Consider the following 21,777-nt stretch of genomic DNA (forward strand, 5'->3'; position numbering starts at 1 on the left):
AAGCGGGTATTCAAGTTAGAGAAAAAATCTCATATCTCAAATCTCACGTCTCATATCTAAGTCCTATTTTTTAATCGCCACAAATCTTAACCTTTTGTAATCGGCATACCATTGACCGTTGTCATTGTAAAAAGGTTCAAGCTTTTTGGTGATCTCGGCCAGGATTTGTTCTTTCTCATCCTCGGGAATGCCTTCTAAAAATTGTGCACCAAACATAGTAATCCATTTGGCTACACCCTGTTCACCGTCCTGCAGCTCGGTTCTGCGATCATAATGAATCATGTAGGTCACTCTGAAACCATGCTCTTCCAGTTTGGTAGCATACTCGCCAACTGAAGGGAAATACCATATTTTAGCGTCGGCATTTTCATTGTAACCATGATTATGCAGCACCAGTTTGGTAGCCTCAATCAAACGTTCAACATTATCCTTGCCGCCCATTTCGGCAACAAACCGGCCTCCTTTTTTAAGGCTGTTGGCTACGCTGTGAATAGCACCGTTGGCATCAAGCACCCAATGTAAGGCCGCGTTCGAAAACACGGCGTCATATTTTTCCGTGGTGTGAAAATCAGCTGCATTCTCTACCGCGAAATCAACATCAGGGTAAAGTTGTTTAGCCTGGGCTATCATTTCGGGCGAATAATCGGTGCCTTTTACAATGGCGCCTTTATCCTGTATTTGTTTAGTTAAATGGCCTGTGCCGCAACCCAGGTCAAGGATGCGCTCACCAGGTTTCACATCCAGAAACTCAAGCACATCTTCTCCGTATTTGAATACGAAGGCGTGCTTTTGGTCGTATAAATCAGCGTTCCATTTCATATTATCTTAGATTTCACCGATGATTTTTGATTTCACCGATTTTTGTTTTAGTTCCCTCCCTTGGGAGAGTCTTTAGCTTAAAAAAGCCTTGGATTCGTGCGGTGCCCCTCTTGAGAGGGGTGAAGGGGTGTGTTTCTACATTTTGGTTATCGCTTGCATAACACCCCTGCTTTCGCTCGTTTCCTCCGCGCCCCCTCTCAAGAGGGGAATTTAAAAGCGCGGGCACTTTTTATTGTCCCGTTATCTCAATTAGATATAACGATTTCTTCTTTGTTTTTGTTCCTGAAGTACGTTAACACATAGGTTATTGCACACAACATAAACAAACTATTCACCCAAATTACCTTGCCAATGACATCAGCCGAAGCAGCAGTTACAATTATTACCACCAGGCTCAAAGCTATAATCGCCCATAGCATCAGTTTACTGTTTGAGCGGATGATGGCATAAACCCCGGCTATCTGACCTGCTATCGCAAATAACAAAATCAGGTTTTCAAGCCTTTCGTTGTCATCCATGTTCATGGCCATCAGCACCTCGATAAAGGCAAATGTCCCTCCTCCGTTATTGGCTCCATAGCCGCAGAAGAGGAACAATATCATCATGAAGATGCTGAACTTAGTCATCATGACAAAGGCTATCTACTATAAATATTCAAGCACTTTTTGGCCCATTGCTGTAGTGCCTAAAATTTTGGCTTTGTCGGTGTTGGCATCAGCAATATCGCCGGTGCGGTAACCATCTTTCAGTGCTTTATCAATAGCGTCTGTTATCTTTTTAGCTTCCTCTTTAAGACCGAAGCTGATTTCAAGCATCAGCGCAACAGACAGGATTGAGGCCAGCGGATTTGCTTTATCCTGACCGGCAATATCGTGTGCCGAACCGTGGATTGGCTCAAAAAATCCTGTACCGTCACCTACCGAAGCAGAAGCCAGCATACCCATTGAACCTGCAATTTGTGATGCTTCGTCGGTAAGGATATCGCCAAAAAGGTTGGCAGTTAGCACGACATCAAACTTTTTAGGGTTTTTAACCAGCTGCATGGCTGCGTTGTCGATAAACATATGTTCAGTTTCAACGTCAGGGTATTGTTTGGCAATTTCCTGCACTACCTCGCGCCATAAGCGTGACGCTTCCAATACGTTTGCTTTATCAACCGAGCATAACCTTTTACCACGTACGCGGGCTGCTTCGTAAGCTTTGATAGCGATACGCTCAACTTCATAACGTGAGTAGATCATCAGGTCAGACGCGGTATTGCGGTCTTCACTGCGTTTTTTCTCGCCAAAGTAAACGTCGCCGGTTAACTCGCGGAAGAAAAGGATATCGGTACCTTTCAATATTTCAGGCTTCAGGCTTGATGCATCCAGAAGCTCATCAAACAACATAATAGGGCGCAGGTTGGCGTACAAACCAAGCTCTTTACGGATCTTTAATAATCCCTGCTCCGGACGTACTTTGGCCGAAGGATCATTATCATACTTGATGTGACCGATAGCGCCAAACAGGATAGCGTCGCTTGCTTTAGCTTTAGCCAGTGTTTCGTCAGGTAGTGGATTGCCGGTGGCCTCGATGCCCGCATGGCCCATCAGGGCTTCGTCGAATGTAAATTCGTGGCCAAAATCCTGACCGATTTTTTCTAAAACTGCTTTACCCCAGGTGGTAACCTCCGGGCCTATCCCGTCGCCGGGTATTACTAATATGTGTTTTTTAATTCCCATAACCCTTGTCGCTGCCATAGGCAGCGGTGTTTTTGTTTTATAGATGTTTTATTTATTCGGGTTTTACGCCGCGTACTTCTTTTAGTTTCATCACCATTTGCTCAGCCTCGTTTTCTACCCATTGGGTATACTCATCAATAGCCAGCAGGCGCGATTCGTCATCAATATAACCTTCCTCAACCATTTGATTTGATTGGGCTACTTTTGCCCAGATGCCCGCTTTGCTTTCAAAGTTATATTCGCCTTTCTGGTAAACTTCATCGGCATCAAATGTTTCGATCCCGGTAAAGCCTGCTTCCTGCAAATATTCGGGCAGGTCTTCGGCAATATGATTGTTCATGCCGGCATCGCCCCTCCACCTTAAAAATGTAGCATAAAAGCGCTGCATGCTTGCGGGCGGTTGTGGCTGCCATTCCAAAGCTTCGTGATTATAATCCAAAATGGACACTGTACCACCAGGTTTTAACAGCGAATACATTTTTTTCAAAGCCTCAACCGGATTGCTCAACCATTGTAATACTCTTGCCGAAACAATAAGGTCGTACTTTTCTTCCGGCGCAAAGCTGAACAGGTCAGTATAGATCAACTCCATATTTTGAACCGAAGCGTAAGTCTCCCTTCCGCTCTGGATAAAATACTCGGTATTATCAATGCCCGTAACATGACCGCTCTCACCAACCAACGCGGCAATATCTTTAGAGATAGCACCTGTACCGCAACCAACATCCAGCACCTTCAGGCCCGGCCTGAGCAGGGGGGCAAGGGTTGCATAATCATTCGCTAAACTCCGTTCGTCGAATAATTTGGCGGTACCTTTACCTTCTCTCTGGATGTGCTTGTTTGTTGTTGTCATTACGTTACTCTGTCATTTAGCTGCGCCGTCATTAGGTCATTGAGTCATTTTTTGATCTCTCTTACCTTTTGCCTTTAACCTTTCGCCTTTTACCTCGTCCCTTCAAATTCCGCTATTTCATCCTTTTTGCTCAGGATGTAGTCGATATCATCGTAGCCATTGGTCATGCAGGCTTTTTTGTAGGGGTTAACCTCAAAGCTTTCCTGTTCGCCTGTTGCTACAATTTTGATGAACTGATCAACCAGGTCAATCTCTACTATCGCGTGCTCATCGGCATAAACAGCATCGAAGATCTTCTTTAAAAAATCCTCACTTACCTGCACCGGTAACAGACCGTTGTTTAGCGCATTGCCTTTAAAAATATCGGCAAAGAAGCTGCTTACCACGGCATCAAAGCCATAATCGGCAATGGCCCAGGCAGCATGCTCGCGACTACTGCCGCAACCGAAGTTTTTACCGGCAACCAGGATCTTACCGCTGTAGTTGGGATTGTTAAGCACGAAATCCTGTTTAGGATTATCATCGCCATCAAAACGCCAATCGCGGAATAAGTTATTACCAAAACCGTCGCGTGTAGTGGCTTTCAAAAACCTTGCAGGGATAATTTGATCCGTATCGATGTTTTCGATAGGCAAAGGCACTACGCTGGTTTGAATGTGTTTAAATATTTTAGTTGCCATAATATTGTCTGAACTCGAATTTTTTGAATTAATGGAATTTTTCGAATCGAATAAATTCCTTAATTCAAGTTTGGGATATATTTTTTATTCAATAATCTTTTAAGCTCCATGCTTAAGCTGCCGAAGTTTATAAGTAAACCTGTTTGGATGTTATAAGCCTCAAGGTAATTGATGGCTTGAGCTAAATGAACGTTTTCTAACTGAGCAATAGCTTTCAATTCAACCATTATTTCCCCTTCAACAAAGAAATCCACTCTTCTTGTTCCGATTTGTTCGTTACGGTAAAAGATAGGCATCTCCATTTCCCGGACAAATCCAAGTCCTTCCAAACCCATTTCTATTTCTAAGGCTCGTTGATAAATTACTTCCTGGAAACCGTTTCCCAAAGCAGAATGCACGCGCATGGCACAGCCAATTATTTTGCTGGTACAATCTTTAAATTCTTCAGGTGTTCGTTTTCTATTAACTTCCATTCTGTTAATTCATTCAATTCCTCTAAAATTCGAGTTCAGACCAATTCCTCTTCCTTCAAGAAAGTGCGTATATCTGTAACCACACCCGTAATAGCACTTGCTGCCGCAGTTAGCGGGCTGGCAAGGAAAGTACGGCTGTTTGGTCCCTGGCGGCCTTCAAAGTTGCGGTTTGAAGTTGATACGCAGTATTTACCTGCCGGGATCTTGTCTTCGTTCATACCAAGGCATGCGCTGCAGCCTGGCTCTCTTAGCGGGAAACCGGCTTCGTTAAATATCTTGTCGAGTCCTTCGGCTATGGCTTGCTGCTGTACTTGTTTTGAGCCGGGAACTACCCATACGGTAACATTATCAGCTTTGTGCTTGCCTTTTACAAACTCAGCTACCTGGCGCAGGTCTTCAATACGCGAGTTGGTACAGCTGCCGATGAATACGTAATCAATTGGCTTACCCAATAATGTTTCATCGTCATGCAGGCCCATGTAATCAAGGGCTTTTTTATATGATCCCTGCTCTTTTGCTTCAAACGAAGCAGTTTCAGGAACATGCTGTGTAACACCGATGCCCATACCCGGATTGGTTCCGTAGGTGATCATCGGTTCAATATCTTCGGCTTTAAAGGATAATACTTCATCAAAAGATGCATCAGCATCAGAGTATAAAGTTTTCCAGTAAGCTACAGCCTTATCCCAGTCTTCGCCTTTAGGGGCAAACTCGCGGCCTTTTACGTATTCAATAGTTGTTTCATCAGGAGCGATCAGTCCGCAACGGGCACCCATTTCGATGCTCATATTACAGATGGTCATGCGGCCTTCCATGCTTAGTGAGCGGATGGTATCGCCGGCGTATTCAACAGCATAACCGGTACCACCGGCAGCCGAGATCTGTGAGATGATGTAAAGGATGATGTCCTTTGCACCAACGCCTTTTTGTAATTTGCCGTTCACTTCAATTTTCATGCGTTTTGGGCGTGATTGAAGTAAACATTGGGTAGCCAACACCTGCTCAACCTGCGATGTACCAATACCAAAGGCAATAGCACCAAAAGCGCCGTGGGTTGAAGTATGGCTGTCGCCGCAAACATAAGTACCACCCGGACGGGTGATGCCCAGTTCGGGGCCTATAACGTGAACGATACCCTGGTACGGGTGGCCTAAGCCATATAGCTCAACACCAAACTCTTTACAGTTTTTGGTGAGCATATCTACCTGGTAGCGTGAAAGTTCTTCTTTAATGGGTAAGTGCTGATTAATAGTTGGAACGTTGTGATCGGCGGTGGCCACAGTTTGTTTTGGCCTGAAAACGGGTAAACCTCTCTGACGCAAACCATCAAATGCCTGCGGACTGGTTACCTCGTGAATGAAATGTGTATCGATATACAAAATATCCGGGAACCCCTCGCTGCTGCTGACGACGTGCGCATCCCAGATCTTATCAAATAATGTTTGTCCCATTTTATTATTTTTCTTTAGTAACGTCATTGCGAGGTACGAAGCAATCCCCGATTAGCAGATCCGATCTGTAAGTTTGGAATTGCTTCGTGTCTCGCAATGACGTGTTGGTGAGTTTATTTTAAGGCCTTTCGCCTTTTACCTTTCGGCTTTCACCTAAATTATTACGCTTCTACAACCTGATTTTCAGGACGTAAGCTGCGTACGGTTTTGCCTGCTTGCCATAATTCGCTTTCGCGTAATTCTTTCAGTTCGGCATCCAGTTTTTCGCGGTAATCCGGCTGGCTGTTTGAATCGATAGAACGTTGAGACTCTTTACCAGTTGCAACGCTTTCGTAAAGCTCTTCAAATACCGGTTTAGTAGCGTCACGGAATTTTTTCCACCAATCAAGTGCACCACGCTGAGCAGTAGTTGAACAGTTTGCATACATCCAGTCCATACCGTTTTCAGCAACAAGTGGCATTAATGATTGGGTAAGCTCTTCAACAGTTTCGTTAAATGCTTCAGATGGAGAGTGACCATGGCTACGCAATACATCGTACTGAGCAGCGAAGATACCTTGAACACAACCCATCAAAGTACCGCGCTCGCCGGTTAAATCGCTGTATACTTCTTTTTTGAAGTTAGTTTCGAATAAGTAACCGCTACCTACAGCGATACCTAAAGCGATAACACGGTCAAATGCTTTACCTGTAGCATCCTGGAAGATAGCGTAGCTTGAGTTTAAGCCACGGCCTTGCAGGAACATACGGCGTAATGAAGTGCCTGAACCTTTAGGAGCAACCAGGAACACGTCAACATCAGCAGGAGGCACGATGCCTGTTTGCTCGTTGAAAGTGATACCAAAGCCGTGAGAGAAATAAAGGGCTTTGCCCGGAGTTAAGTGTTTTTTAACAGTTGGCCATAACGCTATCTGGGCTGCATCGCTCAATAAGTAGCAAATTACAGTTCCTTTTTCTAAAGCTTCTTCAATTTCAAAAAGGGTTTCGCCCGGTACAAAGCCATCGCTGATAGCTTTATCCCATGTTTTGGTGCCTTTACGCTGACCAACAATTACGTTGATACCGTTATCTTTTTGGTTCAGGGCCTGACCAGGACCTTGTACGCCATAGCCAATTACCGCTACTACTTCATCTTTTAATACTTCCTGAGCTTTTGATAAAGGGAACTCTTCGCGGGTTACTACGTTTTCTTCAGTTCCGCCGAAATTTAGTTTTGCCATTGTTTTTTGATTTTTGTGATTTCACCGATTAGTGGTGATTTCACCGATTTTATTTGTATTGAGTAATTTAAGTTTTTGTTTTTTATAAGTTTTCGGCTTTCAGCCTTAAGCTTTGTGCTTTACATTGTAAACACCTTCTCGCCCTGGTTAAGGTATTCGTTTTCGATTACTTCTTCGCCTGGTTCAAGCCTTTCAAATTCGCGCAGTTTGCTGTTAAAGCCTTCGCTATCCTTAATGATAGCAACGCGGGCACTGCGTACAAACTCTATCAGGCCATAAGGTTGTAGTATGTTGATCAGGTTATCGGTTTCCTCGCGATGACCTGTGGTTTCAAACACGGTGTAGTCCTTACGGATCACTACCGCGCGTGCACCGTTTTCGCGCAATAAACGCTCAACGCTAACCTTTTCTGCAATTACATCGGTTGATACCTTATATAACGCTAATTCCTGCCAAATCACATCTTCGTTGGTGTGATAATATGCTTTTAACACCTCAACCTGTTTTTCTATCTGGCGGGTAAGTTTACGCACTACTTCTTCATACTCGTTAATTACAATATTGAAGCGGTGAATACTGTCAATCTCCGACGGAGAAGTGTTCAGGCTGTCGATATTGATTTTACGGCGTGTAAATATAATAGCTATCCTGCTTAATAAACCAATTTGGTTCTCGGTATATATGGTGATGTTAAATTCCTGTTTTTTTTCTGCTTCGCTCATGATTCTGTTTTTTTAGAGGGCTTACTTTAACCTGATCTCGCTTACACTGCATCCTTGTGGTACCATTGGGAATACGTTATTCTCTTTGGTAACCATTACTTCTAAAAGGAATGATCCAGGAGTGGCAAGCATTTCTTTTAATGCAGTAATTAAATCGGCACGGTCATCAACCAGTTTGCCGGGGATACGGTATGCAGCAGCTAATGCCACAAAATCCGGGCTTTGAATATCAACAAATGAGTAACGGCGTTGGTTAAACAATTCCTGCCATTGCCTTACCATGCCAAGGAAACGGTTATTAAGGATAATTACTTTAACATCAACCCCGCTTTGCATAATAGTACCTAACTCCTGGCAGGTCATCTGGAAGCCACCATCGCCAATAATTGCTACTACAGTGCGGTTTGGTGCACCAAATTTAGCTCCTATTGCGGCAGGTAATGCAAAGCCCATGGTACCTAAGCCACCGCTGGTAACGTTGCTGCGGGTACTGTTAAACTTAGCGTAACGGCAAGCAACCATCTGGTGCTGACCTACGTCGGTTACAATAACAGCATCACCATTGGTTAATTCGTTTAGGTGCTTAACAACTTCGCCCATGGTCATCTCTGGAGTTGTTGGGTTAAGCTCGTTATGGATAACGGCTTCAACTTCCTGGCGGGTATAGTCGTTAAATTTAGCTAACCACTCAGTATGTTCTTTCTTTTCGATGGCTTTGGTCAGCAAAGGAAGTGTTTCCTTACAGTCGCCCCAAACCGGTACGGTTGATTTTACGTTCTTGTCGATCTCGGCAGGGTCAATATCCAAATGAACAACTTTTGCCTGTTTAGCATATTTATCCAGGCGACCGGTTACACGGTCGTCAAAACGCATGCCTATCGCGATCAATACATCACACTCGTTAGTTAAAACGTTAGGGCCGTAGTTGCCATGCATACCCAACATACCTACGTTTAACGGATGGTCTGAAGGGATAGCGCCGGCACCAAGTACTGTCCAGGCTGCAGGTATACCGCTTTTTTCAACAAAAGCTTTAAACTCCTGCTCGGCACCGCCCAAAATAACACCCTGACCAAACAGGATGAATGGTTTTTGAGCACTATTAATCAGTTCAGCAGCCTGCTGAATGTATTGCGGGCGAACAATTGGTTTCGGCCTGTAGCTGCGGATATGATCGCATGGTTTGTAACCTGCGAAATCAAACAGCTGGATCTGTGCGTTTTTAGTGATGTCGATCAATACCGGGCCGGGCCTGCCGCTGCGGGCAATGTAAAATGCCTTGGCAATAACTTCCGGGATTTCGGTGGCATCAGTTACCTGGTAGTTCCATTTGGTAACCGGGGTGGTGATGTTGATCACATCAGTTTCCTGGAAAGCATCGGTACCTAAAAGGTGCGCGAATACCTGGCCGGTGATACAAACAAGCGGAGTACTATCGATCTGGGCATCGGCCAAACCTGTTACCAGGTTAGTGGCACCCGGGCCGCTGGTAGCAAATACTACGCCCACTTTGCCCGAAGTACGTGCATAGCCCTGGCCGGCGTGAATGCCACCTTGCTCGTGGCGTACCAGTATGTGGTTCAGTTTATCATTATAATCAAACAAAGCATCATAAATGGGCATGATGGCGCCGCCCGGGTAACCAAAAATGGTATCGGTACCTTCGGCTATCAATGCTTCCAATAATGCTACCGATCCTGAAACGTTTACGGTTTCGGTGGCGGCTGGCGCGGTTAAGGTTTCTTGTGCAGTTTCCATACCTGTATTTTTTATATTCATAGCACTTTTTGGTGCTAAACTGATTTATTCTATCTGTCTCTAATTTGCTAAAATGAACGGGCTTAGTTTGTGTTCACTTTATTCATGGCTTTTATAATAAGCCATTTTGTTCATTAATTATTCGTCGGTAACACAGCCTTCGGCAGCGGTAGTTACGTTTTTAGCGTAACGATATAACACACCCTTGGTAACCTTCAGCGCCGGTTTTTGCCATGCGGCACGGCGTGCGGCTATTTCTTCTTGCGGTAGCGAAACGTTTATCTTGTTTGCAATGGCATCAATCTCAATTATATCATCATCTTTTACCATCGCTATAAACCCACCATCGTAAGCCTCGGGTGTGATGTGACCGACGACGAAGCCATGTGTACCGCCACTAAAACGTCCATCGGTAATTAACGCTACTGAGCTACCTAAACCGGCACCAAATATGGCCGAGGTTGGTTTCAGCATTTCCGGCATGCCCGGCGCACCTTTAGGACCTACGTTGCGGATCACCACAACATCGCCTTTTTTAACACGACCGCTTTGAATACCAGCTATCAGTTCAAACTCGCCATCAAATACACGGGCTGGGCCAGTGAAACGCTCACCCTCTTTACCGCTGATTTTAGCAACACTACCACCTTCGGCAAGGTTTCCGTACAAAATTTGTAAGTGACCGGTAGCTTTGATCGGGTTTTCAACAGGTTTGATGATTTTTTGGGTTTCAAACTCCAGTGCCGGTACATCTGCAAGGTTTTCGGCAATGGTTTTACCGGTAACGGTAAGGCAACTGCCATCTAACCAACCTTGTTCCAAACAGTATTTCATTACAGCCGGAACACCACCAATGTTGTGCAGGTCTTCCATCATGTATTTACCGCTTGGTTTCATATCAGCCAGTACCGGGATACGGTTACTTACTGCCTGGAAATCATCCTGGGTTAATTTAACGTCAACGCTTTTTGCCATTGCAATAAGGTGTAATACCGCGTTGGTTGAGCCGCCCAGTACCATGATCACAACAATAGCATTTTCAAATGCCTCGCGGGTCATGATATCTGACGGTTTGATATCTTTTTCTAACAGTACCTTGATAGCTTTTCCGGCTGCAAGGCATTCTGCTTTTTTCTCGGCGCTTAATGCAGGGTTTGATGATGAATATGGCAAGCTCATACCCAAGGCTTCAATAGCGGCAGCCATAGTATTAGCGGTATAAATACCACCGCAGGCACCCGCGCTTGGGCAGGCATTTTTAATAACACCCATGAAATCAACATCATCAATCTGGCCGGCAATCTTTTTGCCTAAAGCTTCAAATGCCGATACGATGTTCAGGTCTTCGCCTTTCCAGTGGCCTGGTTTAATAGTACCACCGTATACCATGATTGAAGGGCGGTTTAAGCGGCCCATAGCCATGATTGAGCCGGGCATGTTTTTATCGCAACCAGGCAGGGTAATTAAGCCATCATAATATTGAGCGCCGGTTACAGCTTCAATGGAATCGGCAATGATATCGCGACTTACCAATGAATAACGCATACCTTCAGTACCGTTGCTCATACCATCACTTACACCAATGGTGTGGAATATCAGGCCTACCATATCTTCATCCCAGATACCTTGTTTAACCAGTTTAGCCAGGTCGTTCAGGTGCATATTGCAGGTGTTACCATCGTAACCCATGCTGGCCACGCCGACCTGTGCTTTGCGCATATCGTCGTCGGTTAAGCCAATTCCGTATAGCATGGCCTGTGCGGCAGGCTGCGTTGGGTCCTGGGTAAAGGTTTTGCTATACTTGTTCAATTCTATAGCCCTGGTGGTATCTGATGATGAACTCATTTTATTAGATATGTAGACAGTGTTAGTATTTAATTTTGTTGATGATACTGGTTTACTTGGTATCGAAAATCAATATATGTAAGGTAGCCATCGCGTCAGGTAATAGCAATAGTCGCCACTGATTTTTTGAAATAAGTATTTTATTTTAACTATTTGTATTTTATAAAATTTAATTCTGTAAAATTTATTTATAAAGATATAAAATTTTTAATGAAATATACCAAAGTTCAAAACGGTATTCGGTATGTTTTTTATGCATGCATAGTAAGTTGTCGATTTTCTGCCTGAAATAGAGAGAAGGGCGGTTGCGATTGAAAAATAGAGGCTCAATTATGAAGTTTAAAATTTGATTTAAGGTTAAAGCTCGTGGTCGGTGTTTTCACCGCACCGCCTTTATGCCATGCGGCGAACGCTCAAGATTAAACATTTACTATCTGATCATATGCTACGGTGAAAACACCAGCCACAGGCTAAAAGAAATATGCCCACAAAAAAAGCGCCCGGATAATGATACCCGGGCGCTTTATGTAAGTTTATAAAGTAGCGCCTATTTGTGCTGAATACCTTCGGCCAAAACAGTTACTTTATTGTTTAATGCTTCAACAACACCGCCTTTAATAAAAAACACTTCTTCTTTAGCTGCACCACCGCGTACGGTAAGTTTGCCATCCTGAAGGGTGGAAATGATAGGGGCGTGGTTGTTCAGTATTTCAAATAATCCCAAAGCACCAGGCAGGGTTACCGAGGTGGCCTCGCCTTCGTAAACTTTTTTATCGGGAGTAAGAATTTCTAATGTCATGCTTTTTGAGATTCAAGACTTAAGAACCAAGAGTCAGTGTTTTTCCTGATCTTGATTCTTGAATCTTATTTTCTTGCTTCTTATTAAGCGTTAGCTTCAGCTAATAATTTTTTGCCTTTTTCAATAGCATCTTCAATGCTGCCAACTAAGTTGAAAGCTGCTTCAGGGTACTCATCAACTTCGCCGTCCATGATCATGTTGAAACCTTTGATGGTATCTTTAATGTCAACCAGTACACCTTTTAAGCCGGTGAACTGCTCTGCAACGTGGAACGGTTGTGACAAGAAACGCTGAACACGACGGGCGCGTGATACAACTAACTTATCTTCTTCAGAAAGCTCGTCCATACCCAAGATGGCGATGATATCCTGAAGCTCTTTGTAACGTTGTAAAGTTTCTTTAACGCGTTGAGCGGTATTGTAGTGCTCGTCACCTAAAACAGCTGGGCTAAGGATACGTGAGGTTGAATCCAATGGATCCACCGCAGGGTAAATACCAAGCTCGGCAATTTTACGTGAAAGTACGGTAGTAGCATCTAAGTGGGCGAAGGTTGTAGCCGGCGCCGGGTCGGTCAAGTCATCCGCAGGTACGTAAACGGCCTGTACTGACGTGATTGAACCGCGTTTGGTTGAAGTGATACGTTCCTGCATGGTACCCATCTCGGTAGCAAGCGTTGGCTGGTAACCTACCGCCGATGGCATACGGCCTAATAGCGCTGATACTTCTGAACCTGCCTGGGTAAAGCGGAAGATGTTGTCGATAAAGAAAAGGATATCACGGCCTTTACCATCTTCGTCACCATCACGGAAATACTCGGCAATAGTTAAGCCTGAAAGGGCCACACGTGCACGTGCACCCGGCGGCTCGTTCATCTGACCGAACACGAATGTTGCTTTTGAATCTTTCATGGCTTCGGTATCAACTTTAGTTAAGTCCCAACCGCCTTCTTCCATTGAATGCATGAAAGCGTCGCCATATTTTATAATGCCTGATTCAAGCATCTCACGCAAAAGGTCATTACCTTCACGTGTACGCTCACCAACACCTGCAAATACAGATAAACCTGCATAAGCTTTCGCGATGTTGTTGATCAGTTCCTGGATCAATACTGTTTTACCTACACCGGCACCACCGAACAGACCGATTTTACCACCTTTTGCATAAGGCTCTAAAAGGTCGATAACTTTAATACCTGTAAAAAGTACTTCAGTTTCGGTAGACAGGTCTTCAAACCTTGGAGGGGTTGCGTGAATAGGACGACCATTTGATTTGTCAAGATCAGGGATACCGTCGATAGCATCACCTACCACGTTAAATACGCGGCCTTTGATATTATCGCCTACCGGCATTTTGATAGCAGCTTCGGTATCTAAAACCTTCATACCGCGTAACAAACCGTCGGTCGAGTCCATCGCGATAGCACGTACACGGTCTTCGCCTAAGTGCTGCTGAACCTCTAAAATAACTTTCTGACCATTGTCTTTCGTGATCTCTAACGCGTCATAAATTTTAGGCAAATGAGCGTCATCAGCGAAACTTACGTCAACTACCGGACCAATGATCCTTGAAATTTTTCCAATGTTTGGCATATATAACCTGGTGTTTTTTAAAAAATGCTTTTACTGAACAGCAACATACATCATTTGTAACAGGAATGTATAAGATGCTATTTCAGAGGCGCAAAGTTAAGATTTCTATCCAATTATTTAAATAGTGTACCAAGTTTTTTAAAGGATAATTTCAACATTGTTAATTGTTTGCCTTTATTGCGCGAAAGTCAATACAATTTTGCCTGTATGAGTGCTACTTTCCATCAGTTTATGAGCTTCGGCAGCCTCGCGTGCGTCGAAAGTTTTATACACTATGGGCTTGATTTTTCCTGATGATAACAATGGCCATATTTTTTGCTCGAGGTTTTGGGCGATAGCGGCTTTGAATGCAACCTCACGGCTCCTTAACATGGAGCCCGTAATGATGAGTCTTTTGGCCATGACTTTAGCCAAATCAAGCTTCACTTCTCGGCCATTCATAGCGTTGATCATCACCAGTCGGCCTTCAATAGCCAACGAATCGATGTTACCGGGCATATAGTCGCCGCCAATCATATCCAGAATCACGTTAACGCCAATGCTATGGGTAAGCAATTTGATCGTATCTTTAAAGTCAGTTGTTTTATAATTGATGGCCTTGTCCGCGCCAAGCTGTTCGCAGAAGCCGCACTTTTCATCAGAACCAGCTGTTACATAAACTGTGCTGCCCAAAGCTTTGGCCATTTGAATAGCCGTAACACCGATGCCGCTCGATCCGCCATGTACCAGCAGCGATTGACCGGGTTGCAGATTGCCACGATCAAATACATTGCTCCACACAGTAAAAAATGTTTCGGGCAGTGAAGCAGCCTCGGTGAAGCTAAGGTTGGCAGGCACGGGCAGGCATTGGCCTTCGGGTGCTTTGCAATATTCGGCATAGCCACCGCCGGCAACTAACGCGCAAACCTTATCGCCGGGTTTCCATTGGATAACAGCGTCGCCTACTTCGACAATTATGCCGGCTACTTCCAGTCCGGGGATATCTGCAGGTGCGCTGGTAGGTGGAGGGTAGTTTCCCTTGCGCTGAAAAACATCGGGCCGGTTAATACCTGCCGCCATTACTTTTATCAGTACTTCATCGGCTCCGTATTGAGGCTTGGGCCTGTCGGCAAGCTGCAAAACTTCAGGCCCGCCGGGTTGGGTGATCACTATTGCTTTCATAGGTATGACGTTGAAAGCTAAGTTAAGATGAAAATGTCATGTAAGGAAAAGCCTCTGCGTATTGGCTTCAGATTAAAACTAATTGTATAAATTTATATCATCCTAAATATCAATTTAATTATTGTGGAGCCCCGTAAACTTATAACCTCGCTTGGCGTAATACTGACAACTATTACCGGTATAATTTTATTTTTTACGGAGTTTGATAAGATCAAGGCATTCTTTTTTCCTGCCGGGATAGCTATCAGCGTTCCGTTATATGTGTTTTCGTTATTAGGCATTGGTTTATTGGTGTTTTATAGTGTTTATATTTTTTATTTCAAAGAAGTTACCAGTCACAAGAAAACTAAAACAGAACTGGAAAACGTGAAAGCATTATTATTAGATTCTGAAAGGATGCGTTTGATAGACTTTGTGACCGGTATTGCCAATCAGGAGAAATTTAAAATAGATATTCAAAACAGACCTAAAGAGTTATTTCATCTAATACTGATTGATTTAGACGGTTTTGGTGAGATAAATAAAAAACAAGGGTTTCAAAAAGGCGATGAAGTGATCAGGACAATTGCCCAGGAGTTGTTTGGCAGGATGAGAAGGGATGAGGAGATTTACAAGCGGGATTATAAACTTGAAAATAACTTCATGAAACGCATCTACCGAAAATACACAGGTGGAGATGAATTTATTTTTCTGATAAAAGGCCCCCAGTATGAGGCAGTCGGTTTTTTAGCGAGGATCCAAAAGCAGCTGGAAGAACTGAACGCTGAATCTCCTGTTTTTTCAAATTACAAAATTACTTTTCACGGTGCTATCGTACCCTTATATCCATCAGATACCTTTGAACAGGCTTATGATAAGTTGCAAAGAGGATTTGTGCAGGCAGCCGAAGAAAGTAATGGGCTACGGGTTTATTGGGATAAAACAGAAGAAGATACATTTGTGAAATATAAATCCTTATATGATAACGCAAGAAGGATTTTTAAGATCCAATGATCTGAAGATAAAGGCTACTTATACCGTTGCTAAAGGCACAAGTAGCGATTGCCCTCCATTCCCGCCCTTCATACTTGCGCCGGTCGAGGGTTTGTTTTAGAATGCGGACGGTAAGTAATACGCTTTTAAAATCAACAGTAAATACGAGACACCTACGGAGCCTAAAGGTTTTCGTTTTATTTTCTATAAACACGGTACCTCTCTGGGGTATTCGGCGTTAAATTAAAACTCCGTTAGGAGTACCGTGTTTATAGCAACTTATAAAGTGACTTTTTGGCTCCGTAGGTACCTCGTGTTTAAAAGTGCTATATGTTAACAGAAATTACAAGGCAATCACCGGCATAGTAGCTCCCAACCTCTAATCGCTAACCCGCAAACTCTCAACCGGATTAGCCGCTGCAGCCCTGAAAGATTGTAGACTGATAGTAACAAACGCGATAACCACAGCCCCCGCGCCTGCTAATATCACCACCCACCATTGTATATCTTGCCGGTAAGCAAAACCCTGCAGCCATTTGTTCATAGTTAACCAGGCCAATGGCGCTGCAATTAAAAATGACATAGCCACTAACCTCACAAAATCTTTCGATAACATGGTTACAATAGCCGCTATGCTTGCACCCAATACCTTGCGGATGCCTATCTCCCGGTTACGTTGCTCGGCAGCATAAGCGGCAAGGCCAAATAAACCAAGGCAGGCAATAGCTATAGCTAAGCCCGTAAAAATGATAAATAGTTGCCCCATGCGTTGCTCGGTGCGGTACAGGGCATCAAAATCGGCGTCCATGAACGAATATTCAAAATGCTCATTTGGGGCGATGGTTTTCCAGGTTTTCTCTATTCCGGTCATCAGGATGGGCAGGTTATGGGTATTTATGCGGATGCTTAAACGCGCCAGCCAATCGTTGTCGAGCACCATTACCAGCGGGGTGACATTATCGTGCAACGAACTAAAGTTGAAATCCTTTACTACGCCTATCACATGATATTTTTTTAGGTCCTTAGCAGTGCCCGTGTTGATGGTTTTGCCAATGGCATCATTGCCATAGCCAAATACTTTTGCCGCTGTTTCATTGATAACCATCGCTGTTGAATCGGTCCTGAACTCCCCGGAAAAACCGCGGCCATTCTTTATTTGCATACCCATGGTACTGATGTAATCTTCATCAATTTTCCAGAATTGGGTAGACTGGCCTTCTTTTCCACCCGGCGACACATAGTTTAACACTTTGTTATTGGCTGTTGGTAAAAAGCTGGTAAGCGTAGCGTTAATAACACCGGGTAGCTTTTTAATCTCCTGTTTCAACAGTTCGGGGTGTTCAAGCGTATTAACGTTGTTGAGGATAAGTACCTGGTTTCGGTTAAAGCCGAGGTTCTTATTTTGAATATAGTTGAGTTGGTTATAGATCACCAAAGTGCCTATCACCAAAAAAATAGAAATGGAAAACTGGAAAACCACCAGCGTGCTCCGGAATGTACCACCTTTAAAGCCTGTTGAGATCTTCCCTTTTAAAACATTAATGGGTTGAAATGCCGAAAGGAAAAATGCGGGATAGGAGCCTGCCAAAACACCCACTATAACAACAATGCTTAATAATGCAGGCAATAGCCAGGTTGCAGTTTGCGCATTTATGACTAATTGTTTGTTTGAAAGATGATTGAATAAAGGTAGCAAGGCCCACGCGGCAAACACCGCAATAACGGCAGCTACGAAAGTTATGATCAATGACTCGGCAAGGAACTGGAAAATAAGATGCTTGCGCGATGAGCCTAATACCTTGCGTACCCCAACTTCGCGTGCCCGACTGGCCGAGCGGGCTGTGGACAAGTTCATGAAATTAATACAGGCCAGTAATAAAATAAATATAGCCACCGCCGAAAAAATATAAACATACTGGCTGTTGCCATTAGCACCCAACTCCATTATCCGGTTTGATTTAAGGTGTATATCTGTTACCGGCATCAGGCTAAGTTTGAAGTAGTTGCCGCCGGACCTGAACTTGCTGTAATTCATAGTGCTTGAACCTTTAAGTCCCTCTTGCATTTCTGCATTGAGTTTTGATTCAAGGCGGTTGATATTTGCGTTAGGTTTGAGCAGTACGTAAGTGGCAAAGGCGGTTAACCTGTTCCATGGAGCATCATTATTGATTGGGTGGTCTGTTGCCAGTAAAAAGTTGGCCCTGAAATGCGATTGTACCGGCATATCTTTCATGACGCCGGTTATTTTGAGTGATGTACCGCTTGTTACTAAAAACAAAGTTTGCCCAATCACATTGCTGCGATTAAAATATTTTTTTGCCATCGACTCAGCAATCACTACCGTGTTAGGTTCTTTTAAAGCCGTTTTGGCATCGCCGGAGAGTAGGGGGAGGGTAAATACATCAAAGATATTTGGTTCGCTGTAAAAGGTTGTGCCATCTTCCCGCACAATTTCATCGCCTTTTTTAAAGCGGATGTTTAATGCCGGTGTTACACGTACAGCTGTTTCAACTTCGGGGCATTCTGTTTTTAAAACATTGGCAACCGGAATAGCTGTTATGGCATATTCAGTAAGCGTTCCGCTAAATTTTAGGTCGGTATTAACCCGGTAGATCCTTTCGTGTTTGACATTATATTGATCGTAACTCAATTCATCTGTCACATAAAATGTAATGAGCAGGCAAATGGCCAACCCTAATGCTAAACCTATAATATTAATAAAAGTAAAGCCTTTGTTTTTTAATAAGCTTCGCAGCGCGGTTTTAAAGTAGTTCCTGAGCATAGCATAAAAGGTTTATGTTATAAAGATATAACTAAGTTTTTAGTTAATTGATAATAATAACTAATTTTTTAGTTTTTGTGTTATTTGATCGGCCTTTTATATAAAGCAGGCATTCATTTAAACATCTTAATGTTAAAAAAGGAGGTGTGCTTATTTAACTCATTTTATTTTCATTCATTTGCTTAAAACAAACAACACCATATGTCATTACAGATCGGCCAGCCGGCTCCTCAGTTTATTTTGATTTCATCGGCCTTAAAAAGCGTTTCATTGGCCGATTTTAAGGGCCGTAAAGTAGTTATCCATTTTTTTCCTTTGGCCTTTACAGGCGTTTGTACTACGCAGCTATGTACCATGCGCGACAGCTTTGGTTATTATGATGGCCTAAATGCTACTATATTGGGTATCTCTGTCGATTCGCCTTTTACCCTGGCTAAGTTTAAAGAAGAGAACAATTATCAGTTTGATCTGCTGTCTGATTTTAATAAGGAAGTATCTACTGCTTATGGCGCTATTTATGACCAATTTGTTATGGGACTTAAAGGCGTAGCCAAGCGCGCTGCCTTTGTAATTGACGAAGAGCAGAATGTCATTTACGCCGAGGTTTTGGAGGATGCAGGACAGCTGCCTAATTTTGAGGCTATTGCGGAAATTGTAAAATAATTTTGAATAAAAATTTGCAACGGGTTATTTAAATCCTATCTTTGCATTCCATTTCGGAACAGGCACTCGTAGCTCAATTGGATAGAGCATCTGACTACGGATCAGAAGGTTAGGGGTTCGACTCCCTTCGAGTGCACAAACGCACTGCAATTACAGGGTTTTCTACCCAAGGTGCACAAAACTAACTGATAAGCCTTTCTGTTGTATTACCGAAAGGCTTTTAATTTATCAAGAGCATGCTAAATCTGGTTTTGTTTGGCCCTCCCGGTGCCGGGAAAGGTACTCAGTCGAAAAAACTTATTGACAAATACGATTTGATCCATCTTTCAACTGGGGATTTATTGCGCGGCGAAATTGCACAAGGTACAGAATTGGGTTTGGAAGCCAAAAAACTAATGGACGACGGAAAACTTGTTCCGGATGCCGTAGTTATTGGAATGATAAGCAATAAGCTTGATGCTAATAAGGATGCCAAAGGTTTTATTTTTGATGGCTTTCCGCGTACTGTTGCGCAGGCAGAAGCTTTGGATCAATTATTAGAATCAAAGCAATCGGCAATTTCAGGCATGACAGCGCTTGAGGTTAACGATGACGAGCTTGAGCGCCGTTTGTTGGATAGAGGTAAAGAATCTGGCAGGGCAGATGATGCTAATCCCGAGGTTATCCGCAAACGCATTAAAGAATACAATGATAAAACTGCTCCTGTAGCCGGTTTCTATCAAAATCAAAATAAATTTAAAAACATTAACGGCGTAGGTTCGGTAGATGATATCTTCGGTGCTTTAGTTGATGTTATAGAAGAGTATAATAAATAGTCGTTCGGAAGTCTTTAGTCCGAAAGTCGGTAAAGTCCGCAGGTTGGGAACATTAATATTCTTAACTTTCGGACTTTACTAACTTTCGGACTTTCCGTCTAAATAAAAAAATTATGTCGCAGGGTTCCAATTTTGTTGATTATGTAAAAATCTGTTGCCGTTCGGGCCACGGAGGTGCCGGTTCTGCCCATTTGCACCGTGATATATTAACTTCAAAAGGTGGTCCTGATGGTGGCGATGGCGGCAGGGGAGGCCATGTTATTGTAAAAGGTAACGCCCAACTGTGGACCATGCTGCACCTAAAATACCGCAAACATGTTATTGCCGGCGATGGCGATTCGGGCGGTAGCTCATTACGTACAGGCAAAACCGGTCGCGATGAAATATTAGAAGTACCCCTTGGTACAACCGTAAAAAATGCCGAAACCGGCGAAGTACTTTTTGAGATAACTCAAGACGGCGAAACCAAGATCCTTACTCCAGGTGGCCGTGGCGGCCTGGGTAACTGGCATTTTAAAACATCAATCCAACAAACCCCACGTTTTGCCCAACCTGGCGAAGACGGTCGGGAGGATTGGAATATCCTCGAACTTAAAGTATTGGCCGATGTTGGCCTTGTTGGTTTCCCTAATGCAGGTAAATCAACCCTGCTTTCGGTAGTATCAGCTGCCAAGCCGGAAATTGCCGACTACGCATTTACCACACTTGTGCCTAATTTAGGTATCGTATCGTACCGTGGTGGGCGCTCATTTGTAATGGCCGATATTCCGGGTATTATTGAAGGTGCATCGCAGGGAAAAGGATTAGGGCTTCGGTTTTTGAGGCATATCGAGCGTAACTCGGTATTGTTGTTTATGGTACCTGCTGATACATCGCGCAGCATAAAAGAAGAATACGAAATATTATTGCGTGAGCTGGAAGAATACAATCCCGAACTGATGCACAAGCCCCGTGTGCTGGCAGTTACTAAAACTGATATGCTTGACGACGAACTGCAGGCCGAAATGAAAAAGGAGATCCCGGATGGCATCCCCTCTATATTTATATCGTCTGTGGCTCAGAAAAATATCGATCAGCTAAAGGACCTGCTCTGGAAAGAGATCAATGCGAGTGTGATTTAAATAAGCTAAAGAATAGTATAAAAGAGGCGTCATTGCGAGGTACGAAGCCAATCTCCGATTAGCAGGTTCTCCCTGTAATTTTTGGGATTGCTTCGTACCTCGCAATGACGTTTTTATTATAGATTTGTTTCTCTGCCCCCTTGTTGGTGTTGTCACCATAAGCGTTTGGAAGAAAATAAAAAGTTCGGGATTGTGCGATTCCCTCCCCTGGGAGGGTGTAGGGAGGGGTTTATTCGCTTAAAATAGCGCATAAACTCTGCCCCTTGTTGGTGTTGTCACAATAGGTGTTCGGAAGATGAAATTATCTCTACTTTTTAAATAAAAAAATATGTC

Annotated in this window: 19 protein-coding genes and 1 tRNA gene; 5 read left to right on the forward strand and 15 right to left on the reverse strand. The window is 43.6% G+C overall.

The window, feature by feature from the left end:
- Positions 1-63: 63 nt before the first annotated feature.
- From BMX50_RS20835 to BMX50_RS20900, 14 genes are all read right to left on the reverse strand, one after another.
- Complete coding sequence (locus tag BMX50_RS20835) at positions 64-819, reverse strand: class I SAM-dependent methyltransferase (protein ID WP_091213102.1); 756 nt, start codon at positions 817-819, stop codon at positions 64-66.
- 245 nt (positions 820-1,064) lie between these two features.
- On the reverse strand, positions 1,065-1,448 hold the full coding sequence (locus BMX50_RS20840) for a hypothetical protein (protein ID WP_143065237.1): 384 nt from the start codon (positions 1,446-1,448) through the stop codon (positions 1,065-1,067).
- A 15-nt stretch (positions 1,449-1,463) separates the two neighbouring features.
- Positions 1,464-2,534, reverse strand: coding sequence for a 3-isopropylmalate dehydrogenase (gene leuB / locus BMX50_RS20845; RefSeq protein ID WP_091213781.1), 1,071 nt, complete (start codon positions 2,532-2,534; stop codon positions 1,464-1,466).
- A 58-nt stretch (positions 2,535-2,592) separates the two neighbouring features.
- The gene (locus BMX50_RS20850; protein WP_091213110.1) at positions 2,593-3,393 is read right to left on the reverse strand and encodes a methyltransferase domain-containing protein; all 801 of its coding nucleotides are present in this window, start codon (positions 3,391-3,393) and stop codon (positions 2,593-2,595) included.
- Positions 3,394-3,482: 89 nt separating this feature from the next.
- Positions 3,483-4,073, reverse strand: coding sequence for a 3-isopropylmalate dehydratase small subunit (gene leuD, locus BMX50_RS20855; protein ID WP_091213114.1), 591 nt, complete (start codon positions 4,071-4,073; stop codon positions 3,483-3,485).
- 59 nt (positions 4,074-4,132) lie between these two features.
- The gene (locus tag BMX50_RS20860; RefSeq protein WP_091213116.1) at positions 4,133-4,546 is read right to left on the reverse strand and encodes a GxxExxY protein; all 414 of its coding nucleotides are present in this window, start codon (positions 4,544-4,546) and stop codon (positions 4,133-4,135) included.
- A 35-nt stretch (positions 4,547-4,581) separates the two neighbouring features.
- Positions 4,582-5,997, reverse strand: a complete 1,416-nt coding sequence (leuC, locus tag BMX50_RS20865) for a 3-isopropylmalate dehydratase large subunit (protein ID WP_091213784.1) — start codon at positions 5,995-5,997, stop codon at positions 4,582-4,584.
- Between the two features lie 161 nt (positions 5,998-6,158).
- Positions 6,159-7,217 (reverse strand): ketol-acid reductoisomerase, encoded by a 1,059-nt coding sequence (gene ilvC / locus BMX50_RS20870; RefSeq protein WP_091213120.1) that lies wholly within the window; start codon positions 7,215-7,217, stop codon positions 6,159-6,161.
- A 119-nt stretch (positions 7,218-7,336) separates the two neighbouring features.
- The gene (gene ilvN, locus BMX50_RS20875; RefSeq protein ID WP_091213124.1) at positions 7,337-7,939 is read right to left on the reverse strand and encodes an acetolactate synthase small subunit; all 603 of its coding nucleotides are present in this window, start codon (positions 7,937-7,939) and stop codon (positions 7,337-7,339) included.
- A gap of 21 nt (positions 7,940-7,960) precedes the next feature.
- Positions 7,961-9,697: a biosynthetic-type acetolactate synthase large subunit gene (gene ilvB / locus BMX50_RS20880; RefSeq protein WP_091213787.1), complete on the reverse strand. Its 1,737-nt coding sequence runs from the start codon at positions 9,695-9,697 to the stop codon at positions 7,961-7,963.
- Between the two features lie 138 nt (positions 9,698-9,835).
- The gene (ilvD, locus tag BMX50_RS20885) at positions 9,836-11,542 is read right to left on the reverse strand and encodes a dihydroxy-acid dehydratase (protein ID WP_208864759.1); all 1,707 of its coding nucleotides are present in this window, start codon (positions 11,540-11,542) and stop codon (positions 9,836-9,838) included.
- Positions 11,543-12,089: 547 nt separating this feature from the next.
- Positions 12,090-12,341 carry an ATP synthase F1 subunit epsilon gene (atpC, locus tag BMX50_RS20890; protein ID WP_091174059.1) on the reverse strand — a complete coding sequence of 84 codons (252 nt, stop codon included), beginning with the start codon at positions 12,339-12,341 and terminating at the stop codon, positions 12,090-12,092.
- An 83-nt stretch (positions 12,342-12,424) separates the two neighbouring features.
- The gene (atpD, locus tag BMX50_RS20895) at positions 12,425-13,930 is read right to left on the reverse strand and encodes a F0F1 ATP synthase subunit beta (RefSeq protein ID WP_091213129.1); all 1,506 of its coding nucleotides are present in this window, start codon (positions 13,928-13,930) and stop codon (positions 12,425-12,427) included.
- Between the two features lie 174 nt (positions 13,931-14,104).
- Positions 14,105-15,091, reverse strand: coding sequence for an NAD(P)H-quinone oxidoreductase (locus tag BMX50_RS20900; protein WP_091213132.1), 987 nt, complete (start codon positions 15,089-15,091; stop codon positions 14,105-14,107).
- A 123-nt stretch (positions 15,092-15,214) separates the two neighbouring features.
- Between BMX50_RS20900 and BMX50_RS20905 the strand changes: the two genes are divergently transcribed.
- Positions 15,215-16,084 carry a GGDEF domain-containing protein gene (locus tag BMX50_RS20905; RefSeq protein WP_091213135.1) on the forward strand — a complete coding sequence of 290 codons (870 nt, stop codon included), beginning with the start codon at positions 15,215-15,217 and terminating at the stop codon, positions 16,082-16,084.
- A gap of 358 nt (positions 16,085-16,442) precedes the next feature.
- Here BMX50_RS20905 and BMX50_RS20910 read toward each other — a convergent pair whose 3' ends face one another.
- Entirely contained in the window at positions 16,443-18,845 is a 2,403-nt protein-coding gene (locus BMX50_RS20910; protein WP_091213138.1) for an ABC transporter permease, read from the reverse strand.
- Positions 18,846-19,046: 201 nt separating this feature from the next.
- Between BMX50_RS20910 and BMX50_RS20915 the strand changes: the two genes are divergently transcribed.
- From BMX50_RS20915 to obgE, 4 genes are all read left to right on the forward strand, one after another.
- On the forward strand, positions 19,047-19,508 hold the full coding sequence (locus tag BMX50_RS20915) for a redoxin domain-containing protein (RefSeq protein ID WP_091213141.1): 462 nt from the start codon (positions 19,047-19,049) through the stop codon (positions 19,506-19,508).
- 62 nt (positions 19,509-19,570) lie between these two features.
- Positions 19,571-19,644 (forward strand) — tRNA-Arg (locus tag BMX50_RS20920).
- A 100-nt stretch (positions 19,645-19,744) separates the two neighbouring features.
- Positions 19,745-20,323, forward strand: coding sequence for an adenylate kinase (locus BMX50_RS20925; RefSeq protein WP_091213146.1), 579 nt, complete (start codon positions 19,745-19,747; stop codon positions 20,321-20,323).
- A gap of 113 nt (positions 20,324-20,436) precedes the next feature.
- Positions 20,437-21,444 carry a GTPase ObgE gene (gene obgE / locus BMX50_RS20930; protein WP_091213149.1) on the forward strand — a complete coding sequence of 336 codons (1,008 nt, stop codon included), beginning with the start codon at positions 20,437-20,439 and terminating at the stop codon, positions 21,442-21,444.
- Positions 21,445-21,777: the final 333 nt, after the last annotated feature.

Source organism: Mucilaginibacter gossypiicola (genome assembly GCF_900110105.1).
GTDB classification, from domain to species: domain Bacteria; phylum Bacteroidota; class Bacteroidia; order Sphingobacteriales; family Sphingobacteriaceae; genus Mucilaginibacter; species Mucilaginibacter gossypiicola.

What these genes read in the sequence shown, in the direction of transcription:
- BMX50_RS20835 (WP_091213102.1), bottom strand. Translation starts at nt 819, where the DNA reads ATGAAATGGAACGCTGATTTATACGACCAAAAGCACGCCTTCGTATTC.
- BMX50_RS20840 (WP_143065237.1), bottom strand. Translation starts at nt 1,448, where the DNA reads ATGATGACTAAGTTCAGCATCTTCATGATGATATTGTTCCTCTTCTGC.
- BMX50_RS20850 (WP_091213110.1), bottom strand. Translation starts at nt 3,393, where the DNA reads ATGACAACAACAAACAAGCACATCCAGAGAGAAGGTAAAGGTACCGCC.
- leuD (WP_091213114.1), bottom strand. Translation starts at nt 4,073, where the DNA reads ATGGCAACTAAAATATTTAAACACATTCAAACCAGCGTAGTGCCTTTG.
- BMX50_RS20860 (WP_091213116.1), bottom strand. Translation starts at nt 4,546, where the DNA reads ATGGAAGTTAATAGAAAACGAACACCTGAAGAATTTAAAGATTGTACC.
- leuC (WP_091213784.1), bottom strand. Translation starts at nt 5,997, where the DNA reads ATGGGACAAACATTATTTGATAAGATCTGGGATGCGCACGTCGTCAGC.
- ilvC (WP_091213120.1), bottom strand. Translation starts at nt 7,217, where the DNA reads ATGGCAAAACTAAATTTCGGCGGAACTGAAGAAAACGTAGTAACCCGC.
- ilvN (WP_091213124.1), bottom strand. Translation starts at nt 7,939, where the DNA reads ATGAGCGAAGCAGAAAAAAAACAGGAATTTAACATCACCATATATACC.
- ilvB (WP_091213787.1), bottom strand. Translation starts at nt 9,697, where the DNA reads ATGGAAACTGCACAAGAAACCTTAACCGCGCCAGCCGCCACCGAAACC.
- ilvD (WP_208864759.1), bottom strand. Translation starts at nt 11,542, where the DNA reads ATGAGTTCATCATCAGATACCACCAGGGCTATAGAATTGAACAAGTAT.
- atpC (WP_091174059.1), bottom strand. Translation starts at nt 12,341, where the DNA reads ATGACATTAGAAATTCTTACTCCCGATAAAAAAGTTTACGAAGGCGAG.
- atpD (WP_091213129.1), bottom strand. Translation starts at nt 13,930, where the DNA reads ATGCCAAACATTGGAAAAATTTCAAGGATCATTGGTCCGGTAGTTGAC.
- BMX50_RS20900 (WP_091213132.1), bottom strand. Translation starts at nt 15,091, where the DNA reads ATGAAAGCAATAGTGATCACCCAACCCGGCGGGCCTGAAGTTTTGCAG.
- BMX50_RS20910 (WP_091213138.1), bottom strand. Translation starts at nt 18,845, where the DNA reads ATGCTCAGGAACTACTTTAAAACCGCGCTGCGAAGCTTATTAAAAAAC.
- BMX50_RS20915 (WP_091213141.1), top strand. Translation starts at nt 19,047, where the DNA reads ATGTCATTACAGATCGGCCAGCCGGCTCCTCAGTTTATTTTGATTTCA.
- BMX50_RS20925 (WP_091213146.1), top strand. Translation starts at nt 19,745, where the DNA reads ATGCTAAATCTGGTTTTGTTTGGCCCTCCCGGTGCCGGGAAAGGTACT.
- obgE (WP_091213149.1), top strand. Translation starts at nt 20,437, where the DNA reads ATGTCGCAGGGTTCCAATTTTGTTGATTATGTAAAAATCTGTTGCCGT.